This window comes from Streptomyces sp. NPDC001750 (genome assembly GCF_042892615.1).
Classification (GTDB): domain Bacteria; phylum Actinomycetota; class Actinomycetes; order Streptomycetales; family Streptomycetaceae; genus Streptomyces.
Genome location: NZ_JBIAUE010000016.1, coordinates 100,341 through 123,517, shown reverse-complemented (window position 1 = coordinate 123,517; position 23,177 = coordinate 100,341). Strand labels below are relative to the sequence as shown.

At 71.9% G+C, this 23,177-nt stretch carries 18 protein-coding genes; 10 read left to right on the top strand and 8 right to left on the bottom strand.

Annotation, left to right across the window (positions count from 1 at the left end):
* Positions 1 to 6: 6 nt before the first annotated feature.
* Both ACFYY6_RS23920 and ACFYY6_RS23915 read right to left on the bottom strand, forming a co-directional pair.
* Positions 7 to 861, bottom strand: coding sequence for an MlaE family ABC transporter permease (locus ACFYY6_RS23920; RefSeq protein ID WP_389195021.1), 855 nt, complete (start codon positions 859 to 861; stop codon positions 7 to 9).
* Complete coding sequence (locus tag ACFYY6_RS23915) at positions 858 to 1,853, bottom strand: ATP-binding cassette domain-containing protein (RefSeq protein ID WP_351630157.1); 996 nt, start codon at positions 1,851 to 1,853, stop codon at positions 858 to 860. Before ACFYY6_RS23915 ends, ACFYY6_RS23920 begins: the two co-directional genes overlap by 4 nt.
* 735 nt (positions 1,854 to 2,588) lie before the next feature.
* On the opposite strand from ACFYY6_RS23915, the gene ACFYY6_RS23910 reads away from it, so the two are divergent.
* Positions 2,589 to 3,521, top strand: a complete 933-nt coding sequence (locus ACFYY6_RS23910; protein WP_351520010.1) for a hypothetical protein — start codon at positions 2,589 to 2,591, stop codon at positions 3,519 to 3,521.
* A 124-nt stretch (positions 3,522 to 3,645) separates the two neighbouring features.
* Here the strand turns inward: ACFYY6_RS23910 and ACFYY6_RS23905 are convergent, their stop codons facing one another.
* Positions 3,646 to 5,181, bottom strand: a complete 1,536-nt coding sequence (locus ACFYY6_RS23905; protein WP_351526189.1) for a DUF6801 domain-containing protein — start codon at positions 5,179 to 5,181, stop codon at positions 3,646 to 3,648.
* Between the two features lie 205 nt (positions 5,182 to 5,386).
* Entirely contained in the window at positions 5,387 to 5,995 is a 609-nt protein-coding gene (locus ACFYY6_RS23900) for a hypothetical protein (protein ID WP_351524717.1), read from the bottom strand.
* A gap of 868 nt (positions 5,996 to 6,863) precedes the next feature.
* Between ACFYY6_RS23900 and ACFYY6_RS23895 the strand changes: the two genes are divergently transcribed.
* A complete protein-coding gene (locus tag ACFYY6_RS23895) occupies positions 6,864 to 8,156 on the top strand; it encodes a helix-turn-helix domain-containing protein (RefSeq protein ID WP_351524718.1) in 1,293 nt (430 codons plus the stop codon).
* A 145-nt stretch (positions 8,157 to 8,301) separates the two neighbouring features.
* Positions 8,302 to 8,565, top strand: coding sequence for a hypothetical protein (locus ACFYY6_RS23890; protein ID WP_351524719.1), 264 nt, complete (start codon positions 8,302 to 8,304; stop codon positions 8,563 to 8,565).
* A gap of 13 nt (positions 8,566 to 8,578) precedes the next feature.
* Here the strand turns inward: ACFYY6_RS23890 and ACFYY6_RS23885 are convergent, their stop codons facing one another.
* The 4 genes from ACFYY6_RS23885 to ACFYY6_RS23870 form a co-directional block, all read right to left on the bottom strand.
* Positions 8,579 to 9,028 (bottom strand): YchJ family metal-binding protein, encoded by a 450-nt coding sequence (locus tag ACFYY6_RS23885; protein WP_351630166.1) that lies wholly within the window; start codon positions 9,026 to 9,028, stop codon positions 8,579 to 8,581.
* A gap of 64 nt (positions 9,029 to 9,092) precedes the next feature.
* Complete coding sequence (locus ACFYY6_RS23880) at positions 9,093 to 9,902, bottom strand: SAM-dependent methyltransferase (RefSeq protein WP_386609701.1); 810 nt, start codon at positions 9,900 to 9,902, stop codon at positions 9,093 to 9,095.
* 113 nt (positions 9,903 to 10,015) lie between these two features.
* On the bottom strand, positions 10,016 to 10,252 hold the full coding sequence (locus ACFYY6_RS23875; RefSeq protein WP_073781424.1) for a DUF397 domain-containing protein: 237 nt from the start codon (positions 10,250 to 10,252) through the stop codon (positions 10,016 to 10,018).
* Entirely contained in the window at positions 10,252 to 11,112 is an 861-nt protein-coding gene (locus ACFYY6_RS23870; protein WP_351524722.1) for a helix-turn-helix transcriptional regulator, read from the bottom strand. The genes ACFYY6_RS23875 and ACFYY6_RS23870 overlap by 1 nt, the downstream gene beginning before the upstream one ends.
* 205 nt (positions 11,113 to 11,317) lie before the next feature.
* On the opposite strand from ACFYY6_RS23870, the gene ACFYY6_RS23865 reads away from it, so the two are divergent.
* The 7 genes from ACFYY6_RS23865 to ACFYY6_RS23835 all read left to right on the top strand — a co-directional run bounded on the left by ACFYY6_RS23865 (position 11,318) and on the right by ACFYY6_RS23835 (position 22,970).
* Positions 11,318 to 11,776, top strand: a complete 459-nt coding sequence (locus ACFYY6_RS23865) for an ATP-binding protein (protein WP_351524723.1) — start codon at positions 11,318 to 11,320, stop codon at positions 11,774 to 11,776.
* Positions 11,770 to 12,210, top strand: coding sequence for a hypothetical protein (locus ACFYY6_RS23860; RefSeq protein WP_351524724.1), 441 nt, complete (start codon positions 11,770 to 11,772; stop codon positions 12,208 to 12,210). The genes ACFYY6_RS23865 and ACFYY6_RS23860 overlap by 7 nt, the downstream gene beginning before the upstream one ends.
* Positions 12,211 to 12,432: 222 nt before the next feature.
* A complete protein-coding gene (locus ACFYY6_RS23855; protein ID WP_389195017.1) occupies positions 12,433 to 16,056 on the top strand; it encodes a DUF4132 domain-containing protein in 3,624 nt (1,207 codons plus the stop codon).
* Positions 16,053 to 17,192, top strand: coding sequence for an AAA family ATPase (locus ACFYY6_RS23850; protein ID WP_351630175.1), 1,140 nt, complete (start codon positions 16,053 to 16,055; stop codon positions 17,190 to 17,192). The genes ACFYY6_RS23855 and ACFYY6_RS23850 overlap by 4 nt, the downstream gene beginning before the upstream one ends.
* Complete coding sequence (locus tag ACFYY6_RS23845; protein ID WP_389195014.1) at positions 17,192 to 19,594, top strand: DUF5682 family protein; 2,403 nt, start codon at positions 17,192 to 17,194, stop codon at positions 19,592 to 19,594. Before ACFYY6_RS23850 ends, ACFYY6_RS23845 begins: the two co-directional genes overlap by 1 nt.
* Positions 19,591 to 20,922: a VWA domain-containing protein gene (locus ACFYY6_RS23840; RefSeq protein WP_389195011.1), complete on the top strand. Its 1,332-nt coding sequence runs from the start codon at positions 19,591 to 19,593 to the stop codon at positions 20,920 to 20,922. Before ACFYY6_RS23845 ends, ACFYY6_RS23840 begins: the two co-directional genes overlap by 4 nt.
* The gene (locus tag ACFYY6_RS23835; RefSeq protein WP_386609694.1) at positions 20,919 to 22,970 is read left to right on the top strand and encodes a hypothetical protein; all 2,052 of its coding nucleotides are present in this window, start codon (positions 20,919 to 20,921) and stop codon (positions 22,968 to 22,970) included. Before ACFYY6_RS23840 ends, ACFYY6_RS23835 begins: the two co-directional genes overlap by 4 nt.
* Positions 22,971 to 23,177: the final 207 nt, after the last annotated feature.

The window sequence follows — 23,177 nt, the reverse complement described above, 5'->3', positions numbered from 1 at the left end:
CGTCTCTCAGCTCCCCTTCGCGGGGACGATCTGGAGATAGATCGCCGTGAGGATCATGTTCACGAAGAACAGCAGCATGAAGGTGATGACGACGGACTGGTTGACCGCGTCCCCGACGCCCTTGGGTCCGCCGCGCGGGTTCAGGCCGCGGTGGGCGGCGACGATGCCCGCGATGAAGCCGAAGATCAGCGCCTTCACCTCGCTGATGTAGAGGTCGGGAAGCTGGGCGAGCGCGGAGAAGCTGGCGAGGTACGCGCCGGGGGTGCCGTGCTGCATGATCACGTTGAAGAAGTAGCCGCCGAGGGTGCCGACGACGGAGATCAGTCCGTTGAGCAGGACGGCCACGCCCATGGTGGCCAGGACGCGCGGGACGACCAGGCGCTGGACGGGTGAGACGCCCATGACCTCCATGGCGTCGAGTTCCTCGCGGATCTTCCGCGAGCCGAGGTCCGCGCAGATCGCGGAGCCGCCCGCGCCGGAGATGAGCAGGGCCACGATGAGCGGGCTGGCCTGCTGGATCACGGCGAGGACGCTGGCGCCGCCGGTGAAGGACTGGGCGCCGAGCTGCTGGGTGAGCGACCCGACCTGGAGGGCGATGACCGCGCCGAACGGGATGGAGACGAGGGCGGCGGGCAGGATGGTGACGCTGGCGATGAACCAGAACTGCTCGACGAACTCCCGTACCTGGAACGGCCTTCGGAAGACCGACCGGGTGACGGACAGGGCGAGCGCGAAGAGTTTCCCGGTCTCGCGCAGCGGCGCCAGGAGCCGTGTCGGCGGTCTGCGCACCGGCCCCGGGTCCGGCGGCGGGACGTCGGTGGCGGGCGGCCCGGGGGGCCGCACCGGAAGGTCGGCGGTCATGGCCTGGCACCGCCGGCGGCCGGGGCGTAGCTGTTCATGATGGCCGTGCGGGCGGCCTCGGGGAGCTGGCCCATCATGCCGAGGACCCGCTCGCGGCGGCGCTGGACGGCCCGGCGGACCGGCATCCCGGGCGAGGGCTCCAGCTGCGGCACGACGGTGCGCGGTCCCGGCGCCGGGGCGGATCCGGCACCGTCGGCGTCCCTCCGCTCGGCGGCGAGGGTGGCCGCGTCCTTCTCCTCGGACATGCCGATGGGCCCTTCCCGGCGCCCCGCGAGGAACTGGGAGACGACCGGTTCGTCGCTGGTCAGCAGAACCTCGCGCGGACCGAAGGTGACGAGGTTGCGGCAGAAGAGCATGCCCATGTTGTCGGGGACCGTGGCCGCGATGTCGAGGTTGTGGGTGACGATCAGCATCGTCGCGTCGATCTGCGCGTTCAGGTCGATGAGGAGCTGGGAGAGATAGGCGGTGCGGACCGGGTCGAGTCCGGAGTCCGGCTCGTCGCACAGGATGATCTGCGGGTCGAGCACGAGGGCCCGGGCCAGCCCGGCGCGTTTGCGCATCCCTCCGGAGATCTCTCCGGGCAGTTTCCCCTCGGAGCCCAGCAGACCGACGATGTCGATCCGTTCCATGACGATGCGCCGGATCTCGGATTCCTTCTTGCGGGTGTGCTCGCGCAGCGGAAAGGCGATGTTGTCGAACAGCGACATCGAGCCGAAGAGCGCGCCGTCCTGAAACATGAGCCCGAACAGTTTGCGCGTCTCCATGATGTCCCGCTCGGGACTGTTCACCATGTCGACACCATCGATGAGGACGCGTCCCCGCTCCGGTTTCAGCAGTCCGATGATGGACTTGAGGAAAACCGTCTTTCCGGTGCCGGACGGGCCGAGCATCACGCTTACCTCACCGGCGGGCAGTGTGAGCGACACGTCCTGCCAGATGTTCTGCTTGCCGAAAGACTTGGTAAGGCCCTCGACGACGACTTCGATTCCCATCCCACCTCCTGCATGCACTCACGAAGTGACAGAAGTGCACCGAGGGGCGCACGTTAAGTTCATCAGGACCGCCGGGACAAGCCCTTGAACAGCCATTTCTTCAGGAGCCGGCCCGTTTGTCATGCGATGACAAACTCCCGCGTACGCCTTGTCGACGGATGCGCAACCCCAGCGGCGGGCCCGGGCCGGGCCCGCGCGTTCCGAGAGGGAGCAACCGTCGGACATCGTGGCCGAGTTGCCTACGGGGCGACGTTACGGCCGGGTAACCTGACCGGGCAATACCGGTTCTCCAAGTTTTCAACAGCCCGCGCCACCCCCTCGCGTTCTTCGCACGAATTGAGCAGGAAACCGGGGCGAACTGTCACCGGATGACAAGTTCTCCGCACCTGCGAAAGACTGCCACGATGGCCGGTTCCGCCATCACGCGGGTGCGCACCGAATGACAAGTCGCCCTCGTGGCACGCTCATCCGGGAACGAGGAACCGGTCACGGGGCAATCATCTCGGACAACAGGATTGTGCGGCGGTGTTCCTCGCCAGTAACCTCACGGCTCGGTGAAAGGGAGGTCCGTTTCTGCATTGTTTGCCGCGGACTCCGGCACCCGTACCGCAAACCGAAGGTCTGTACACCCGTTGCGCTTGGCCCGAAAAGGTGCCGGTTTTGGTGTGTCAGAGAAAGACCGAGCAACTCCGCTTATGTGGCCGCCCGGTGGCGGCTGCCCGAAAAGGGGACGACATGAGATCTGGTTCGAGACGGGCGCGCCTGGGGCTGCTGGCCTCCTTCACCGCGCTCGCCGCCTTCGCGTCCGTGGGATCGGCCACCGCCGCCACGGGCCTCAACGGCCACTGGGCGCCCTTCACCCGGTGCCCGGTGGACGCGTCGGCCATGCTGGCCGCCGACGGGTTGAACGACACTGCGGTCTGCGTCTCCTCGCACTCCGCCAGCGGCTCCATCAAGCTCGGCAACACGACCGTGCCGGTGGGCGCCAGCGACCTCCAGGTCGGTGTGGTCACGCACCCCGGCGGCGGCTCGACGGTGGTCTCGCCCGCCGGCGGCGCCCTGGTGGCCGACTCCGCGCAGATCCCCGGCGGACTGCTCGGGCTCATGTGCCCCAGCGACATCCCGGTGATCAGCGGCATCTGCAACCAGATCACGAACAGCACCCTGAACCGGGTCACCGCCACCATCGAATCGGTGGGCAACCCCAGCGACTTCCAGCTCCTGGCGGGCGTCACCACGGGCAAGCCGATCATCACGCTCCCGGTGCGCATCCATCTGCAGAACCCGTTCCTCGGCGACGCCTGCTACATCGGCTCCGCCTCGAAGCCGATCCTGCTCCGCCCGCAGAACCTGACCCGCCCCACCCCGGGCACCCAGCAGTTCGCCGGTGACGGCACCCCCGACCCGGCCGGCGTGATGGGCCGCATCAGCCTTCTCGGCGCCAACCAGGCGGACACCGCCTACGCGGTCCCGGGCGCGAGCGGCTGCGGCCTGGGCCTGCTCGACTGGGCGGTGAACCTGAAGACCGGGCTCCCCTCCGCCTCGGGCGACAACGACGTGGTCCTGAACGACGCCCAGACGTACGTCGCCACGATCAACGACCCGAGCAGCGCCGCCCCCGACGCGGGCAGGCTGATGTCGCAGTACTGGCACTCGGCGGCACGGTAACCGGCACAGCCGGCCGGACAGCGGGCGGGGCCGTCCTCAGAGGGTGGCCCCGCCCGCTGTCCGGCAGCTCCCGTCGCCCGGCCGACGCGCGCCCGCCGGCCGCTCCTCGGCCGGGGGCCGGCGGTCAGCCGGCGGGAGTCTCCTTGCCGGGCAGCGTCGGCACGGTCGGCGGGCAGAAGGTGCTGCTGTCCGAGGGGACGCAGGTCATGCCCTGGTTCATCGCGACGACGTTCCCGGGACCCGAGATGGCCGCCGTGAAAAGGTTGTCCAGGTCCTCACCGCCGGTCCCGCAGCCGGAGAACGGCGGGATCTCGACCTTCCCGTTCATGGGGCCTCCGCCGAAGACATTGACGTACTTCGGGAAGTCGCCGTTCAGGACCACCTTGAACGGTGCCGCGGTGCGGCAGTTCGGGCCCACGTCCAGGGGGGTCCCGTTGACCTCGACGTCGCGCAGTCGCAGCGACTGCTTGAACGAGGCCGTGGCGAAGTAGGTCTTGGTGCTGCCCGTGCCGATGTTCCCTGTCGAGATGGTGAGCGGCCCGTTCTCGAACTCCACCTTCGCGGACACCGGCTGGAACCCGAACGTCAGGAAGGTGGAGTCGGCGTCCGGCAGCTTCAGGTTCCCGAGCGAGTCGAGCCGCAGGTAGTAGCCCCCCGGGGCGTTGGCCGCCCGCTGTCCGCGGTGCACGTTGGCCAGGACGCTGATCAGACCGGGCTTCTTGGCGGGATCGTTGATGATCATCGCCCCGTTCAGCTTGTACACGGTGGCCATGCCGACCGCGTAGGCACAGCCGAACGTTCCGCCGCCGGGGATGTCGACCTCCATGACGGGGCCGCCCTCCGGCGGTTTCGGCGCGTCGCTCCAGTCCGCGGTTCCGGTGGGCGGATCGACGGGGCACGGCTCCTCGCTCCCGGCCTCCGCCGTCCGCGGCTCCACCGCGATGCGGTCACCTGCGTCCGCGCTCCCATCCGTGCCCCGGGACCCCTCGTCCCCCTCGGTCCCCGACGGCCAGGGGTCGGGCGGGCCGGCCGTCACCGGAACGGTCGCCAGCGGCCTGCCGCCGTCCTCCGCGGGCTCGCAGCCGAGCGGCGGGGCGGCGGCCGGCCCGCTCTCCGCTCCGGCCTCCGGGGCGGTGTCCGCGACGGGACGCAGTCCGAGCGTGAGCCGCCCCGCGGTGAAGGTGACGTCGCCCGCGGCCGGCAGCGTCACCGACGGGACGGGTCCGGTGTGGACGAGGCTCACCTCGCCCTCGGCGGGGACGGCGGAGCCCGGCGCCGGCAGGTCCAGCCACCGGGCCTCGGCCGACCGGTCCTGCTGCCTGATCCCCACCGCGAGCGTCGCGGTGCTCGCCACCACCTCGGTGCCGGCCGGCAGCAGCGCCTCCAGGTCCGACCGCGCGAGCCGTACGTCGACCGTCACCGGACCGCTCTCCAGCGGTGTCCCCGCGGTCCCGGAGGACGGGAAGGCCGTGGTGACCCGGACGGTGACCCGGCCGGTGCCGCCCGGCAGGGCGCAGTCGTAGGCGAGGGTCACCGCCGAACCGCCCTCCTCGGCGGCCGATCCGGAACCGGACAGCAGCCCCGCGAGGAGCGCGACGGCCGCGACCGATGCCAGGCGCACCGATCGCCTGCCGCCGGTCGCCGATGTCTTCACGTTCATTCTGGCCCTGTCCTCCCTGGTACGGGGTGCTGCTGGGGTACGGCCCCGGACCGGCGGATCCCCGGTGCGGTCCCGCCGTGCGGGTCCCCGGTGCCAGGGGCGACGGGCGGGCCGTGAACGGCCGCTCGGGGTGGTGGCGAACCGTCGTCCGCCACCACCCCGAGCCGGAGGTGGACCGGGCCGTCTTCCGCCCGGCTCCGCCACGTCACGACGTGGCGGTGATCTTCTGCTTCGGGCTCACCACGTACTCGGCGTTGAAGCTGGCCACGTCACCGTTGCTGATGAGGCCGAGGCAGCTGGCGTTGGACGCCTTCAGGTCGCTTCCCGTGCCGTCGATGACGAGGGAGCCCTTGGTGTTGTCGTAGTGCCCGTACACCTTGCCCTTGAAGTCCGCGTTGCAGCCGACGCCGGAGATGTGCGCCGAGATGTCGCTGACGGTTCCGTCGACCCAGTCCGCGTGCGTGGCGTTGGGCTGAATGACGTTGATCTTCCAGGGCGTCGCCGTCATGGAGACGGTGAAGGAGATGCCGCCCACGTCGCAGCCGGTGAACGTGATGTTGTTGATGCTGCCGATCCCCACGCCGTCGGCGCTGGTCGTCTTGAGTGTCCCGGACGTCACGGCGGAGGAGTCGCAGACGAGCTGGACGAGGGGGACGTCCAGCGTCGGGAGCGTGGCGCTGGCGGTGAATGCGCCGCCCGGGCTGACCGTCCAGGAGTGCGACGCGGTGGTGGCCGAGGCCGACGACACCGTCATCCCGATGGCCGCGCCGAATGCTGCGGTGACGAATGCGGCTCTGCGTGCAAGGGTGTTCACGATTCCATTTCCCTTCAGAAGGCGTGACCCATGCGGAGAACCCGTCCCGCCGGAATGGCTGGAACTCCGATGGGGGCACAGGACAGAGAAGTGGCAGTCCGGCCTGACCGACTGCGCGACCACTTGCGTTCGGCGAAGACGCTACGGTCGGGTAACGTGGCTCCGCAACAGTCGTGACGAAGAATCTCCCGAAGCGCGAATCCCGGTCGGCAATTTGTCGTGACGCGAGTGCCGAGCCGTGAAATCTTGTCCAGAAGTGAGCAGTCACGGCGCCCCCGCGAAGGGTCCCGGACCGCCCGCGCACAGCACACTCGACCCCTGTCGCGCCAACCCTCCCTGGTCAAGGGCTATCTGACTGGACATCAGCCATCCCCTCGCATGCCACGCCGTATCCGCACGGTGACCCGGAAGACCCTCTCGCCGACCGAAGGCACAACAGGGGATTCGGCCGGATTGAATTCCGGCCCCGTATAGGGAGAAGGCCGCACGCACGATCCCGCGACGCACTCTCTTCGACTTCGCACCGATGAAACGGTGGGCCCGCCCGTCCGACGGCAGACGTATCGCATTCCCCCGCACGCAAGAACGGCGCGTATTCACCGGGGCAACCCCGGGAATTCCCGTCACGGAACACCGGTCCGGCGCGCACGCGCGGCGGACGAAACGGAATCCATGAATCCGTGCGTCCCGGCACGTCGCGCCCGCGACGGTGGTACGTGCCCCCTACATCTCGTCCGGTCGTGCCTGTGTCCACACGCGCGTGCGTGGACTATCTTCAGCAGCCCACGTTGGTACGCACCTGACGGCTTGGGAGCGCTCCTCCCACGGCCCACCCCCCATCGGGCGCCGGAGAGCAAGGGACAGAGGAATGCCGGGAGTTGTGCAACCCTCGGAACTCGGAGAGCCGCTCGGGCCGCTGCCGCAGGAGTTCGCTGCGATCGTTCGTCCCGAGATACCCAGCCTGATCAAGGAGATCGGACTGGAGGTCACCCGGGCCTACCCCGTGTACGCGCGACTGCTCGACGGCCCGTACGGACAGGGCATCCGGGTGGGCGTCGAGCAGACCATCTCCGTCTTCGTGGACCAGGTCGCCGAGCCGACCGCCCCCTCCACCCTGCGCGACGAGATGTGCCGGAGGTTCGGCCGGTACGAGGCGTACGAGGGCCGCACCCTGGACCAGTTGCACGGCGCCTACCGGCTGGGCGCACGGATCGCGCTCCGCCGGGCCAAGAAGATCGGCCGACGCTACAACCTCTCCCCCACGATGATGCTCGCCTTCGCCGACGCCCTGTTCACCTACGTCGACGAACTGGAGGCGCTCTCCCGCGAGGGCTACATGGAGGTCCGCGCGGCCTCGGCCGACCACACGGGCACCCTCAGACGGCGGCTGCTGCATCTCCTGCTCGCCGGACGCCCCGTCCCCCGTACGGCCATCGCCGAACTGTGCGAGCAGACCGGCTGGACGATGCCCGACGAGGTGACGCTCGTGGCGGTGCGCTCCTCGCCGGATCCGGGCGGACCGGGCGCCGACCGGGACGTACTGGTCGACTTCACCGATCCCCAGCCACACTTATTGATCCCGGGGGCGTTCGACGACGCGCGAAGACGCATGCTCGACCGAACGCTCCCGGGGCACCACGCCGCGGTCGGACTGACCGTCCCCACCGCCATGGCCTCCGACTCGATCCGCTGGGCCCGCCGGGTGCTCGAACTCGTGGACGCGGGCGTCATCGACGACGAGCCGGTCGTCCGCTGCGAGGACCACCTGATCACACTCTGGCTGTTGTCCGACACGGCCCTCCTCGACCAGCTGGCGCGCCGCGAACTCGCCCCGCTCGCCGGGATCAGCGCGAACCGGCGGGAGCGGCTGATCGAGACCCTGCGGATCTGGCTCGACACCCGGGGCACCGCCGCCCAGATGGGCGAACTGCTCGACGTGCACCCGCAGACGGTCCGCTACCGGATGCGCAACCTGGAATCCATCTTCGGCGAGCAGCTCGTCGACCCCGAGGCCCGGTTCTCGACCGAGGCGGTGCTGCGCGCGCTGCGGCTGCAACTGCGCGCCGGAGGCGACGACGCCCGCGAACCGCGGGGCGAGCGGGCCGGAATCGGATCACGCACGGCACGACGGGTCAACTTACCCAGCGGTAAGGCGAAATAGCCGGTCAGTCCCAAACGGTTGCCACACGGAGACGTTCTCAAGGAGAAACCCGGACCTGTGTCCCGTAGACATGGAGGAGTCGGCCGCCACCCGGCGGCCGTACCCGGCACCGCCTCCTGGCCGACCATCCGAGAGGGAACCCCCCATGACCGCCTCGCACCTCCTCGTCCCCGTGCCGATCCCGGACCGGGTCGCCGCGCTGATCGGGTCCTGCATCCCCCCGCGCATCCTGCGGGCGGAACTCGACGCCGCGTGCGCCGCGCGGGAGGTGCGCCGGTTCCGCGGTCCACGGCTCTGCGCCGAGGACCAGGCGGACCGCGAACAGGCGCTCGGGGAGCTGGCGCGCGCCAACAAGATCCTCGCCGCTCATCACCCGGGGCTGCCGGTGCGCCCCGGCAGTGCCTGGTGATCCGGCGCGGGACCTACTCGGCGAAGTCCGCGGCCTCGTACACCCAGGCGCCATCGGACCGCACGAAGCGGCTCTTCTCGTACAGCGAGTCCGGCTGTCCGGCGACGGTGAAGTGTGCGCGGAAGGTGACCGTGCCCGCGGTGTGGAAGGCGCTGCCGTCGGTCGTCCCCAGGACCTCCAGGCGCACCCACCGCGTCCCGGGATCGAAGTCGACGGCGGGCGGCCGGGTGCCGGGGTGCCAGGTGCGGAGCAGATACGCCTCGTCCCGGACGGCGAACGCCGCGTACCGGGAGCGCATCAGGGCCTCGCAGGTCGGAGCGGCGGCGGTGCCCGTGTGGAACCGGCCGCAGCAGTCCCCGTAGGTGCCGGGCAGTCCGCAGGGGCACGGCGACCGGTCGGTGATCGCGGAGGGCCGCCCGGCGGGGGCGGTGGACCGCCTCGGTCGTATGCTGCGTCGTGACATGTGTCCATTGTGTCCTGCGGGCCCGGGCGGGAGCGCCCGGGAGGTCCCGGCCCGGCCGGGGCGGTCAGTGCTTGCGGGCGACGCCCGCGTAGCCCGGGATCGGCTCGTCCATCGGGACGTCGACGGCCTCGCCGAGTTCCGGGTGCCAGTCCGCGGAGAGCGAGACGCCCGGCTCGACGAGTTCGAGCCCGTCGAAGAACGCGGTGAACTCGGCGCGGGACCGCAGCCGCAGCGTCATCCCGCGCGCCTTGTACATGGCGGAGGCCGTCGCCGCCCCCTCCGGGTCGTAGTCCCCCGTGGTCTGCGAGAGCACCAGGAAACTCCCCGGGGGGAGCCTGCTCACCAGGCGGTCGACGATCTCGGCCGCGCCATCCTCGTCGTCCAGGAAGTGCAGCAGGGCCAGCATCGACAGCGCGATCGGCCGGTCGAAGTCGAGAACGTGGCCGGCCTGTTCGAGAATGGCGTCGGGTTCGCGCGCGTCGGCCTGGATGTAGTCGGTGGCCCCCTCGGGGGTGGAGCGCAGCAGGGCCGCCGCGTGCGCGAGGACGATCGGGTCGTTGTCGCAGTAGACGACCCGCGCGTCCGAGGCGATGCGCTGGGCTATCTGGTGGAGGTTGGGCTCGGTGGGGATTCCGGCGCCGATGTCGAGGAACTGGCGGATTCCGTTCTCCGCCAGCCACCGGGTGGCCCGGTGCATGAAGGCCCGGTTGACCCGGGCCATGTCCCGCCCCCGGGGCTGGAGGGCCAGCAGCTCCCGGGCCATCTGTTCGTCGACCGGGTAGTTGTCCTTGCCACCGAGAAACCAGTCGTACATCCGTGCGGGATGCGGACGGCTGGTGTCGATCTCCACGGCTCGGGGCTCGTGCCCGGTCATAGCGCGCTCCATGGGTCCATAGGTCGGCGGACAGCAGCAGTGTGGGACGCGGGCGGGTCCCGGCGCCGGGGATTTGGGGGAGGAACCGTCGGACCGGCATCGGGACCCACCGCTCAGGTCAGGAGGAAGTCCGCCTGACCCGACTTGGCTCCCTGGATGAAGGCGGCGATCTCGTGGTGCGAGTAGATGAGTGCGGGGCCGTCGGGATCGGCGGACTGGCGGACGGCGACCCTGCCGTCGGACAGTTTCATGGCTTCGACGCAGTTGCCCCCGTTCCCACCGCTCCACGGCTTGTGCCAGCCCTCGGTACCGAGTTCGGCGGCCGGCATGCCGTTGTATATGGGATCCATCACAGCTCCTTGCGGAAATCCCGGAGGATCTCCTTCGTGCGTTGTGCAGTCGCGGCCTGAGCCGCCATGCGGTCCATGACTTCGAGGTAGGAGGCCACCTCGGGGCGCGCGTCGAAGTAGACGGCACCGGTCAGGTACTCGCTGTAAACCATGTCGGGGAGTTCGGGCACTCCGAAGCGGAAGATGACGAAGGGGCCGTAGGTGCCCGGGTGGTGACCGGTCGAGAACTCCGCGATCTGCAGTGTCACATGCGGCATCTCGGTGGCCTCCAGCAGCCGATCGATCTGCCCGCGCATCGCGTCGACGCTGCCGACGGGACGGCGCAGCACCGTCTCGTCCATCACCACCCACAGCTTCGGGGCGTCCGGCCCGTGGAGCAGGGACTGACGTCTCATGCGCAGCGCGACATGGCGTTCGATGTCCTCGGGCCTGGTCTGGCCGACGGCACCCGTGCGCAACACCGAGCGCGCGTAGTCCTCGGTCTGGAGCAGACCGGGGACGAAGTGCGGCTCGTACATGCGCAGGAGGCTCGCGGCGCCCTCCAGGCTGACGTACATGCTGAACCAGTCGGGGAGCACGTCGTGGTAGCGCTGCCACCAGCCGGGCTTGTTGGCCTCCTCGGCGAGCTCCACGAAGGCGTCGGCCTCGTCGTCGGAGATGCCGTACGCCTTCAGCAGCATCTGGACATAGGGGATCTTCAGGGCGACCTCGGCGGTCTCCATCCGGCGTACCGTCGCGGGTGCGACCCGCAGCACCTTGGCAGCCTGGTCACGGCTCAGGCCGACACGCTCCCGCAGATCCTGCAGGCGCTTGCCGAGAACGACCTGACCGACGGTCGGGGCGGACCGCGGTTCGCTCACTTCAGACCTCCCCATGCGCTGTTTGGCAGCAGTGTGCCATGAGCGGGACCCCGTGACACAGTCACTCTGAAATTTTCAGAGTGCCTCTTGCCAAGTGTTCCGGACAGGGGGAAAGTTGTTGAGGGAACCAGTTCACGTAGTCACGACCGCGGTCATTCGTGTGCGATCGCGGAGTGTGACGCAGCCCCCACTGTGAGGAATGGTTGTGGCACCTGGCAGTGCGCTCATCCCCCGGCTCATGGACCTCAGCCCCGGGACGGAAGCGCTCCGGTACTGCTTCGCGCTGCCGGCACACCCGGAGTCCGTGGCCGGCGCGCGGCAGCTGGCGCGGGCCCGGTTCGACGAGTGGCGGCTGGACGACGACGCGTACGAGGCGGCGGTCCTGATCGTCTCGGAGCTGGTCACCAACGCGGTGGTGCACACCAGGAGCGCCCGCGTCGTGTGCGAGCTGCGATGTCTCGGCAGACGGTTGCGCATAGCCGTGCAGGACCAGGGGTACCAGCCCGGCGGGCCGAAGCTGTGCCGCACCGCCTCCGGCGAGCACGGACGCGGACTGCTGCTCGTCGACGCGATGTGCAGTACGTGGGGCTCCCGCTACGCGGAGTTCGGCTCGGGCCGCATCGTGTGGGCGGAGCTGCCGCACGGTTCGGAGCGCTCATGCTGAGGAACGCGATGTCGCATCTGCGCAGGGCACGCCGTCCCCACGACTCCGGGCCCCCCTCCGGGGCGGAGACGGTGCGGCTGCCGCTGCCGCCCGCGTTCTCGGCGACCTTGGGCTGCGACGCCGTGGGCGTGCCGGCACGCCACGGCTTCCGGCTGCTGTCCCACCTGCCACGCACCGGCTGCGTCTTCGCGGACACGGACCTGTGGTGGTGGATCGTGCCCGCGGGCTCCGACCTGGATCTGGACTGGCCCGTGGAGGTCGCCTACGTGCGCGGGGCGCGGGTTCCGGCGGACCGGCCGAGGCTGATCCACCGACCCGACAACCACACGCCGTACACCCCGCCCATCCCCCTCTTCCTGATGGTCTGCCAGGTGATGGGCGTGACCCCGTCATGGACGCCTTCCGGAGGCGCACGCGCGGTCTCCGCTCCCTGACGCGGGCGGTTCGCGGCCCCGGCTCCCGGGCGTCGCGCCGCCCGTCGCCGCGCCGTGCTCGCCGCCACCCCGCCGGTACCCCCGCGCCTTCGGCCGACCTGGGGATTCATCGAGCGGAGGCCCTGGTCACGCTGCGTTGTCAGTGGTCCGTTCTACTGTGGCACCACTGATCGAAAACCCGCCGGAGCGCGGGTCGTCCAGGTGTGAAAGGGGGGCGGACCCGTGCGCCGCTGGGAATACGTCGAGGGCACCGCGTCGAAGTTCTGGGAGACCGGGGCCGAGGGCTCCGTGGTGACGGTGCGTCATGGACGATGCGGAAGCACCGGCCGTACACAGACGAAGGAGTACGCGTCGGCCGAGGCCGCCGCGGAGCAGGTCCGCAAGTCGATCGCGGAGAAGGAGAAGAAGGGGTACCGCGAGGTGGCCGCCTCGGCCGTGCCCGCCGCATCGGCGGCCGGAGGCGCCCCGGCGGTCCTGGACACGCCTCCCGCCGAGGGGCCGCCGGTCCTGCCGGACGAGGACACGTTCACGCTCCCCGCCAAGTGGAAGAGCATCCTCCTCCCCCGGCGCGGCGGTTCGCCGCGGGTGCCGAGCGGGCTCCCGTCGGGAGCGTTCGAGAAGATCGACACGGCGGTCGCGGAGCAGGCGTCCTGGATCCAGCGGTTCGTCGACTCGTCCGACTCGGACCGCGGGCTGGCCGACCAGCTGCGGGCGCATGTCTCGGGGGATCCGACACCGGTCGGCGCGGCCCTGCTCACCTCGATCGTCCCGCTGCCCCTGCCCGACTCCGCCTGGGCTCACCTGTGGGCCGAGCGGTACGGCCTGCCGTTCGCCGCGTGCGCGGCCGCCGAGATGCTCTCGGTCGAGGCGACGTGGCAGCAGGCCGGCGCTTCGCGGACCATGCCGAAGCTGCAGGTGCTCACCCGCCCCCACCACACGTACTGGACGCGGAACCGCCGGCCGGTCACGGACCGGGTGCGCGCGCTCCTGGCCGAGGCCGACGAGGAGACCTACCGCGCGGCGGTCGCGGCGCTGGCCGAGCGCCGTACCGATGTCGTCCGCAGGGTCTCCGTCTCCTATCTGGTGCCGAGCGAGACGGACTGGGTCGACGAGCTCTGTGCCGATCCCCGGATTCTGGACGAGCACGACGACAGCCTGCTGACGATGATGTTCGCCTCGCTGTACTCCGGCGACCAGGTGACGGGGTTCACCCACCGGCCGCCCCTCGCCTACAACGCGGCGCTCGTCGCGACGCTGGCCGAGGGCATCGGAACGGCCGTCGCCCCACTGCTGGCCGATCAGCTCAAGGGCGGGGCCTACTACGCCGACGCGGTGAAGGCCGCCGCCGAGGCCCTGGCCGAGATCCCCACCGACGAGGCGTTTCTCGCCCTGCTGGCGCACGCGGACCTCAAGCACGTGCGTCCGGCCCTCCTCGAAGCCATGCGCCGCTGTCCGGTGCGGGCCGTGCGCCTGCTGGCCGCCGAATCGCGGCACGCCTCGGGCGCGGCGGCCGACCGGACGCGTCAGCTGATCCGGGGCCACCTCGCGACCTGCCGCGAGGTGGTGTCCCTCGCACTCGGCGGTCTGGACGCCGAGGTCGTCGAGGTCGTGGAGCCGCTGCTGAACCCGGTGGGTCTCGTCCCCGACGCCCCCGCCGACGCGCTCCCGGAGGTCCTGACGACGCCGCCCTGGTCCCGCCCCCGTGCCAAGGCCAAGGCCCTGGTCGTGACCGGTCTGACCGCCGAGTCCGCGCCCTCGGTCGAGTGGCTGCCCGGCGAACGGGAGGCCTGGGCCGCCACCACGTCCTGGTACACGACCGAGCGCACCGGCGGCCGGTCGGCCGGATGGGACGTGAACGACCCCTCCGTCCAGCACGACCTGCGCGGAGACCATCTCTCCTCGGCCTGGCGCTACGTCCACGGCCCCGAGGAGCTGGTCGCCCCGTATCTCGCCACGTGGGATCCGAACGACCTGTGGGACGCCGAGGACACCTTCAAGCCGATCGCGGCCCGCTTCGGCCTCGCCGCTCTGCCGCTGCTGCTGCGCGCCGCTCCCCGCCAGCCGGCCTCTCTCGCACCGGTGCTGCTCCCGTTCGCCGACGTGGGCGTCGCCCGCAACATGGCGGACTGGGCGGTGCGTCTCAAGTCCGTGGCGGCGACGGCACGTTCCTGGTTCGCCCGGCACGGCGCGGCCGCCGCCCCGCTCCTGGTGCCCGACGCCGTGGGCAAGCCCGGCCCCGCCCGACGCGCCGCCGAGCAGGCGCTGACGCTGATCTCCTCGCTGCACGGCGACGAGGCGGTGCGCGAGGCCGCCCGTGGGTACGGCCCCGAGGCCCTGACCGCGGTGGAGGGGCTGCTGGCCGCGGATCCACTGGAGCGGGCGCTGCCCGCCAGGATGCCCGCGCTCCCGGCATGGGCGGAACCCGCGCTGCTGCCCCAGATCCTGGTCCGGTCCGGCGGTGCGCTGCCTCGACCGTCGGTGCACCACGCTCTGACGACCCTGGCGCTGTCCAAGTCCGGCGACGTCTACCCGGGTGTCGGCCAGCTCGTCGAGACGGCCGAACCCGCGACGCTCGCCACGTTCGCCTGGGCCCTGTTCGAGCAGTGGCAGCTGGCCAACATGCCCGCGAAGGAGTCGTGGGTGCTGCATGCGCTCGGGCTGCTGGGCGACGACGAGACGGTGCGCAGGCTCACTCCGGTCATCCGGACCTGGCCCGGTGAGGGCGCCCACCACCGGGCCGTGGAGGGCCTGGACGTCCTGGCGACGATCGGCAGCGATGTCGCGCTGCTGCATCTGCACGCGATCGCGCAGCGGGTGAAGTTCAAGGGGCTGAAGGCCCGGGCCCAGGAGAAGATCGCCGAGGTCGCGGCCGGACTGGGGCTGACCGGGGAACAGCTCTCCGACCGCCTGGTGCCGGACCTCGGTCTGGACGAGGACGGTTCGACCGTCGTCGACTACGGCTCGCGGACGTTCACGGTCGGTTTCGACGAGCAGCTGCGGCCGTACGTGCTGGACGGGGACGGCAAGCGCCGCAAGGACCTGCCCAAGCCGGGCGCCCGGGACGACGCGGAGCTCGCCCCGGCGGAGCGCAAGCGGTTCATGGCGCTCAAGAAGGACGTCCGGACGATCGCGTCGGACCAGGTGCGCCGGCTGGAGGCGGCGATGGTGACCGGGCGCTCCTGGACGGCCCAGGAGTTCCGGGAACTGTTCGTCGCCCATCCGCTGCTCTGGCACCTGGTGCGCCGACTCGTATGGCTGAGCGAGACGGACGACGGGGCGTCCACCGCGTTCCGGGTCGCGGAGGACCGCACGTTCGCCGACGTGGAGGACGAGGTCTTCGAACTGGCCGAGGACGCGGCGGTGCGGCTGGCGCACCCGGTCCGGCTGGGCGGCGAGCTGGCCGCCTGGTCCGAGCTGTTCGCCGACTACGAGATCCTCCAGCCGTTCCCGCAGCTCGGCCGCGCCGTGCTCGCGCTGTCCGACGAGGAGCGCGAGGGCTATCGGCTCACCCGCTTCGAGGGCCTGAAGGTGCCGACCGGAAAGGTCCTCGGACTGGAGCGGCGCGGCTGGGAGCGGGGCGTGCCGCAGGACGCCGGGGTGGAACGCTGGATCTCCAAGCGGCTGGGCGACAACCGCTACCTGGTGATCGCTCTCGACACCGGCATCGCGGTCGGGGTGGTCGACATGTTCCCCGACCAGACCCTCGAAACGGTGTGGCTCGACACCCGCCCCCAGGACCACTGGTCCAGGCACGAGCACCCGCTCCGCTTCTCCGGGCTGGACCCGGTGACCGTGTCGGAACTCCTCGCCGACCTGACCGAACTCACCGAGGGCGCCGCGTCATGACCGTACGGAACGAACAGCGGCCCGGCGGGTCGGCGCAGGAAGCGGCCGGGCGGGTGCAGCGGCCCCCTGCCGAGGTGCGGTACGCGGACGAGCTCGCCGCGCTGCGGGCGAAGGACCGCGACCCCCGGCCGCCCGGCTGGGAGTTGAGCCTGCGCGCGGCGCGCCGCTTCGTCGTCGGCGACGCGGACGCGGGCATCAGCCGGAAGTTCGTCGGCAATCCCTCGCTCGTGGACCGGGCGCTGGTGACGCTGGCGACGAGTCGCGGCCTGATGCTGGTCGGGGAGCCGGGCACGGCCAAGTCCCTGCTCTCCGAGCTGATCGCGGCCGCGGTCAGCGGGGACTCCACGCTGACCGTGCAGGGCGGCGCGGCCACCACGGAGGACCAGATCAAGTACGGCTGGAACTACGCGCTGCTGGTCGCCGAGGGGCCCTCCACGCGGTCGCTGGTGCCCGCGCCGATGCTGCGTGGCATGGCCGAGGGCAGGCTGGTGCGGTTCGAGGAGATCACGCGCTGTCCGCTGGAGGTGCAGGATTCGTTGCTGTCGCTGCTGTCCGAACGGGTGGTGGCGATCCCCGAACTGGCGGGTCCGGACGGCATGGTCTTCGCCCGGCAGGGATTCAACGTCATCGCGACCGCCAACACCCGGGACCGCGGCGTCAATGAGATGAGTGCCGCGCTCAAGCGGCGATTCAATTTCGAGACGGTGTTCCCGATCCCCGACCTGGACACCGAACTGGCGCTCGTCGAGGCGGAGGTGACTACCTTGCTGCGGCGGTCCGGGGTGGAACCGCCGCCGGACCACGACGTGCTGGAGGTCCTGGTCGCCACGTTCCGGGAGCTGCGGAACGGAGCCGGCGGGCAGGGCGGGCCCGGAGCGGGCGCGGACCGCCCCTCGGCGGTGATGAGCACGGCGGAGGCCGTGTCGGTCGCCCATGCCGTGGGGGTGCGCGGCTGGTTCCTGCGTGGCGAGCCGGGCAGTGCCGCCGATGTGGTGGCATGCCTGGCGGGAACGGCGGCCAAGGACAGCCCGGAGGACCTCGCCCGGCTGCGCCGCTACCTGGAGCAGCAGGTGCCTCGTCGGCGCGGCCCGGCATGGCAGGCTCTGTACGACGCGCGTCATCTGCTGGCCGACTGATGTCCGCGGTGTTCCTGGGAGTGCGGCACCACTCCCCCGCCTGCGCCCGGCTCGTGGGGCGGACCGTCGACGAGCTCCGCCCCGCCCATGTGCTCGTCGAGGGTCCCGCGGAGATGAACGGCCGGCTGGACGAACTGCTGCTCGGGCACGAGTTGCCGGTCGCGGTGTTCAGCCACTACCGGGACGAGGACCGGGCGGCCACGTCCTGGGCCCCGCTCTGCGACTACTCGCCGGAGTGGGTCGCGCTGCGGGCGGGACGGGCGGCCGGTGCGGAGGTCCGCTTCATCGACCTTCCGGCCTGGCATCCGGCGTTCGCCGAGCGCACCAACCGCTACGCCGACGCCGAGGCGCGGTACGCGGAGGCGACGGACCGGTTGTGCCGGCACTTCGCGGTGGACTCGCCGGACGCCCTGTGGGACCGGCTGTTCGAGGTCGAACCGGACGACGGCCTCGCGGAACGGCTCGACGCGTACTTCGCCCTGGTGCGCGGTGACGCGGAGGCCGACGCGGGCGACCGGTCGCGTGAGTCGTACATGGCGGCGTGGGTGCGGGCTGCGGTCGCCGCGGCCGGGGATCGGCCGGTGCTGGTGGTGACCGGCGGTTTCCACCAGCCCGCGCTCCGGGCGCTCACCGGGACCGGACAGCCGCACGACAGCGGCGGCGGCACCGGCGACGGCGTGTGCGAGCACGGTACGGACGGGTGGGAGCACGACGCCGACGGGTGGCCGCTGGTGCCCGCCCCGTCGGACGGGGCCCTGGCCGGGAGCTTCCTCGTGCCGTACTCCTTCCGGCAGCTGGACGCCTTCGCCGGGTACCAGTCGGGGATGCCGTCACCCGGGTACTACCAGCAGGTGTGGGAGTCGGGCCCCGAGGCCGCGGCGGAGGGGCTGCTGCGCGTGGTCGTCGAGCGGCTGCGGGCGCGCAGGGTTCCGGTGTCCACCTCCGATCTGATCGCCGCGCGGAGCCTGGCGCAGGGGCTCACCACACTGCGCGGCCATCCCCGCCCCGCCAGGATCGATGTGCTGGACGGTCTCGCGGGCGCCCTGATCACGGACGATCTGGACCGGCCGCTCCCGTGGACGAGCCGGGGCCCGCTGGGCGCGGGGGCGCACCCCGTGGTCGTCGAGATGGTGTCGGCGTGCGGTGGCGACCGCATCGGCAGACTGCACCCCGGCACCCCCGCGCCGCCCCTGGTCCACGACGTGGCCACGCGGCTGGCGGCGCTGTCGCTCGACGGCGTGCCCGGGACGTCGTACCGGCTCGATCTCACGGACGCCGTCGATCTGGAGCGCAGCCGACTGCTGCACCGGCTGCGGGTGCTGGGGATCCCCGGGCACGGGCGGATCTCCGGTCCCGAGCACGGGATCGACCCGGTGTTCACGGAACGCTGGGAGTCGCGGTCCGTCGCCGGGCGCGAGGCCGCGCTGGTGGAGGCGGGTGCGTACGGGGCGACGCCGGCCGAGGCCGCGGCGGTGGCGCTCGCCGAGCGGACCCGTGGCGCCGCGTCCGGGGCGGACGATCTGGCCCGGGCACTGTTCGATGCCGTGCTCTGCGGAATGGACGGCTTCTCGGCGCGGCTACTCGGTGAACTCTCCTCCCATGTGGGCGAGTTGAAGGACGCGGGCGCGCTCGGGGAGATCCTCTCCACGGCGCTGGGGCTGTGGCGGCACGACCGGGTGTTCGGGGTGGCGCGGGGGCCGTTGCTCGCCGGGGTCGTCGACCGGGCGACGGAGCGCCTGGTGTGGCTCCTCGAAGGGGCACGCGGCGGACCGGGGGTGGATTTTCCGCGGCTGCGTGCCGTCGCGGCTGTCCGGGACGCGGTGCGGCACGCGGATCGACTGCTCTCGGTCCACCCGGAGGCGGTGGTCTCGGCGGCGTGGCGGATCAGTGGCGATCCGCAGGCGCCGTTCGATCTGCGCGGGGCCGCTTTCGGCCTGCACCGGGCCCTGGCACCGGTCCCGGACGCGTCGGGGGATCCGGCCGAGGCGGTGCGCGCGGTGGCGGCAGCAGGCACGGACGCACTCGGCGACTGGCTGGCCGGGCTGTTCGCACTCGCCCGGGACGAGATGACGGAGCCTGCGGGGGCGACGGTCCCGGCCGACGGCCAGGAGACCGGTCGAGACGCGGAGTCCCTGCTCGACGTGCTGGACGGGCTGGTCTGCGCGTTGCCCGAGGACGCGTTCCTGGCGGGGCTGCCCGCGCTACGTCAGGCGTTCACGTTCTTCCCGCCCCGCGAACGCGAGCGGATCGCCGCTCGCCTGCTGGAACGGCGGGGCGTGCGCGGTTCGTCGCGCTCCCTGCTGCGGACCACCGAGGACCCGCTGCTGATCGCCCGGGCCCGCGCCCTGGAGGAGTCCGTTTCCCGGCTGCTGGCCCGTTACGACCTGGGAGCCACCCCATGACCACCCCCGAACGCACTCCCGACCCGGCGCCCACGGTCGAAGCGGTCCCCGGCACGACGACACCCACGACCACCGCCGGACGCATGCCCACGGCCGGAGCGGGCTCCGAGGCGGCACCCCGGCCCGATACCGGCCCCGCTGCCACGACCGGCCCTGACATGGGGTCCCGGCGCGGGGACGCCGCCTCCGGCACGGCACCCGACGCGGGCCTGGAGCGCTGGCGGCTGCTGCTCGGCTCCGCGGCCGAACACCACACCGGCCCACTGAGTCCCGGTGGCGTGGGTCGTGACGCCGCGCTCGACTGGCTCTACGGCCGCGACCCCGACCTCGCCCGACGCGGTGTGCGCCGTTCCGGCACCACCTCACGCACCGGAGGCAACGGCCCCTCGGCCCTGACCACGGTCGACTGGCTCGACGACATCCACCGGCTGTTCCCGAAGGAGACCGTCGAACGCCTGGAGCGGGACGCCGTCGAGCGGTACGGCATCCAGGAGATCGTCACCGACCCCGCCGTACTGGAACGGGTCGAGCCGAGCCCGACGCTGCTGCGGGCCGTGCTGCGGACCAAGCATCTGATGAACCCCGAGGTGCTGCGGCTGGCCCGGCGCATCGTCGAGTCGGTGGTGCGGCAGCTGCTGGCCAGGCTCCGGCCGGAGGTCCGCCGGGCGTTCCACGGCACCCGGTCCCGCACCCCCAGCCGGGTGCCGCTGGCGCGGGACTTCGACTTCCGGCGCACGGTGCGGGCCAACCTCGCCCACTACCAGCCGGCCGAGCGCCGCCTGCTCATCGAGCGTGCCCACTTCCACTCCCGCACCCGGCGCCACATGACGCAGTGGCAGCTGATCCTGCTGGTCGACCAGTCGGGCTCGATGGCCGGTTCGGTGATCCACTCGGCGGTGACCGCGGCGTGCCTGTGGGGCCTGCCCGGACTCAAAACACACCTGGTCGCCTTCGACACCCAGGTGGTGGACCTGACCGCCGACGTGAGCGACCCGGTGGAACTGCTGATGCGGGTGCAGCTCGGTGGCGGTACCGACATCGCGCGTGCGGTCCGCTACGCCGCGGGGCTGGTGGAGAACCCCCGGCGCACCATCGTCGCGCTGGTCACCGACTTCTACGAGGGCGGCGACGCCTACCAGTTGGTGCGTTCCGTACGGTCACTGGTGGAGCAGGGCACCACCGTCCTGGGGCTGGCCGCGCTCGACGAGGACGCCGAGCCCGACTACGACCGGGGGACGGCCGCGCGGTTCGCCGAGGCCGGGGCGCATGTGGGGGCGATGACGCCCGGCCATCTCGCGGAGTTCGTCGCCGAGAGGCTGGGCCGATGAGCGAAACGACCCATGACACGACAGCCGCACGCCCCGACCTGCTCGCGCTCACTCCCGACACGCTCGCGCAGCTCGCCAACCGCGGCCTGGTCAAGCGGGCCACGAAGGAGCTCGACACCGGCACGGCACCGGCCCTCACGACCGACCCGGACACCACGCTGCGGGCCCGCTTCCCGGACGGCACCACCGCCGCCCTGCCGCCCGGCACCGGTCTGGAGAACGGCACGTGCAGCTGCGCCGCGCCCGGGGTGTGCCGTCATCTCGTGGGCCTGGTGCTGGCATACCAGCGCGAGGCCGCGTCCGGCAGGGAGGGCACGGAACGTACGGACGATGGGAACGCGGCCTCCGCCCCGGTCGCCGACTGGTCCCCGGGCGCCACCGACGACGAGGCGCTCGCGGCGGCGGCCGGCGCCCGCCCGCTCGCCGCGGCCCGTCGCTCCTTCGACCGCGGTTACGCCGCCGTGGTACACCGCCCGTCCCCGGAGCACCCCGAGCCCCGGGTCGAGCTCCCCACCTGCACGGTGCGTTTCCCGGTGCCCGGCGAGATCGCCTACGCGCTGACGGACGCGACCCCCACGCTGCGCGGTGAGGTGCTGGCCCTCGCGGTATGGGCGTTCCGGGCGGCCGACGCGGCGGGGACCGGGGAACGGTCCGTGACCGTCCAGGTCGGTGGCGGCCCCGCCGCCCCGCCGTCGGCCGGACCGGCGATGGACACGGCCGCCGAACTGGCCGACGAGCTGCTGATGGAGGGCGTGGCACATCTCGGGCCGGTGCTCGGCGGGGCCCTGGCACGGGCCGGTGCCGATCTGGCGGCACGGTCGCTGCACTGGCCGGCCGGTGCGCTCACCGATCTGGTGGACCAGCTCATCGCGTACGCCGACCGCGACGCGCACTACCGCCCGGAGTCGGTGGCCGCCCTGCTCACCGAGGTGCATGCCCGACGGCGGGCCGCCGCGCTGCCCGGTGTGCTGGGCACCCGCGAGGCCGGGGACACCCCGCTGCGCCGGGTCCGGCTCGTCTCGCTCGGCTGCCGTGTCCACGGCACGCCCCGGGCCCTCGTCTCCGAGGTGTACTTCGCTCATCCCGGCGCGGGTGCCGTCCTGGTCCTGCGCAAGACGTGGACGGCCGCCGAGGGCAAGGAGCTCAGCGGTCATCTGCTCGCCGCCCGCCGTGTCCTCGCCACCGGGCTCGGCGCGCTGGCCACCGGGAGCCTGGTCAGCGAGAACGTGCGACGCACGGCGAGCCGTGTGCTGACCGTCGGCCGCGGCAGGCTCGGCACCTCGACCGTGACACCGGTCGGCACGGCCTGGACGGAGCTCCCCGAGCCTCTGCTCGTACGGGATCTGTCCGCGCTCACGGCGGGCTGGGCGGGAAGACCGCCCCGGCTGATCCGTCCTCGGGTCGAGGCCGAATCGGTCCATGTCATCGCGCTGTCGGCGGTGGAGAGCGTCGGTTACGACCCGGCCGAGCAGCGTGTCGAAGCCGTCGTGCGCGATGTCTCGGGGACCTCGGCGCTGCTGACGTCCACCTACCGGCCCGAATGCCCCGGGGCGCTGGACGCCCTGACGGCGGCCCTGGAGGACGGCGCGACGCATGTGAGCGGTGCGGTGCACCGTACCGCCGAGGGCGTCACGATCGATCCGATCGCGGTGCTCACCCCGGCCGGGGTGATCGTGCCGGATCTCGCACCGGGCGACGGCTCCACGGCACTGGCGGCGGCACCCCGCTGCCCGTCCGATCCGCTGACGGCGGCGCTGGAGGAGGCGTTGTCCGCGCTCTCGGCGGTCCCGCACAGCGGGCTGCGCCATCTGACGGTCCCGGCTCGCTCCCATATCGAGGGCGCCGCCACGACGCTGTCGCGCACCGGCCTGGTCCGCGCGGCGGCACTGGTGCGCGCCTTCATCGACGCGCTGGACGGCGGGGCGGAGACGGACGGCACGGGGCTCGGAGCCGCTGCCGACGCCTGGCTGGAGGCACAGCTCCATCTCCTGGCCGGCAGCGAACTCCTTTCGTCCGAGCGGGAGTTCGCGCCCGGTCCGCTACGCTGACGGCGCGCGCCCCGGGGACGTCTCACGCCGGGGCGGAGCCGAGATTCCCTCGGGGCCGGGCCGAAAAGCCCTCGGGTCGGGACAGTCCTGGGCCGTGTCGTCGAAGTGCCGTCGTTCGGCCGGAGGCCGAGCCGTGCGGCGTCCGGTGCGTGCGACCGCGAGGCGGAGGATCGTCCTCGTACGGGCCGTACGAGGGCGACCCTCCGC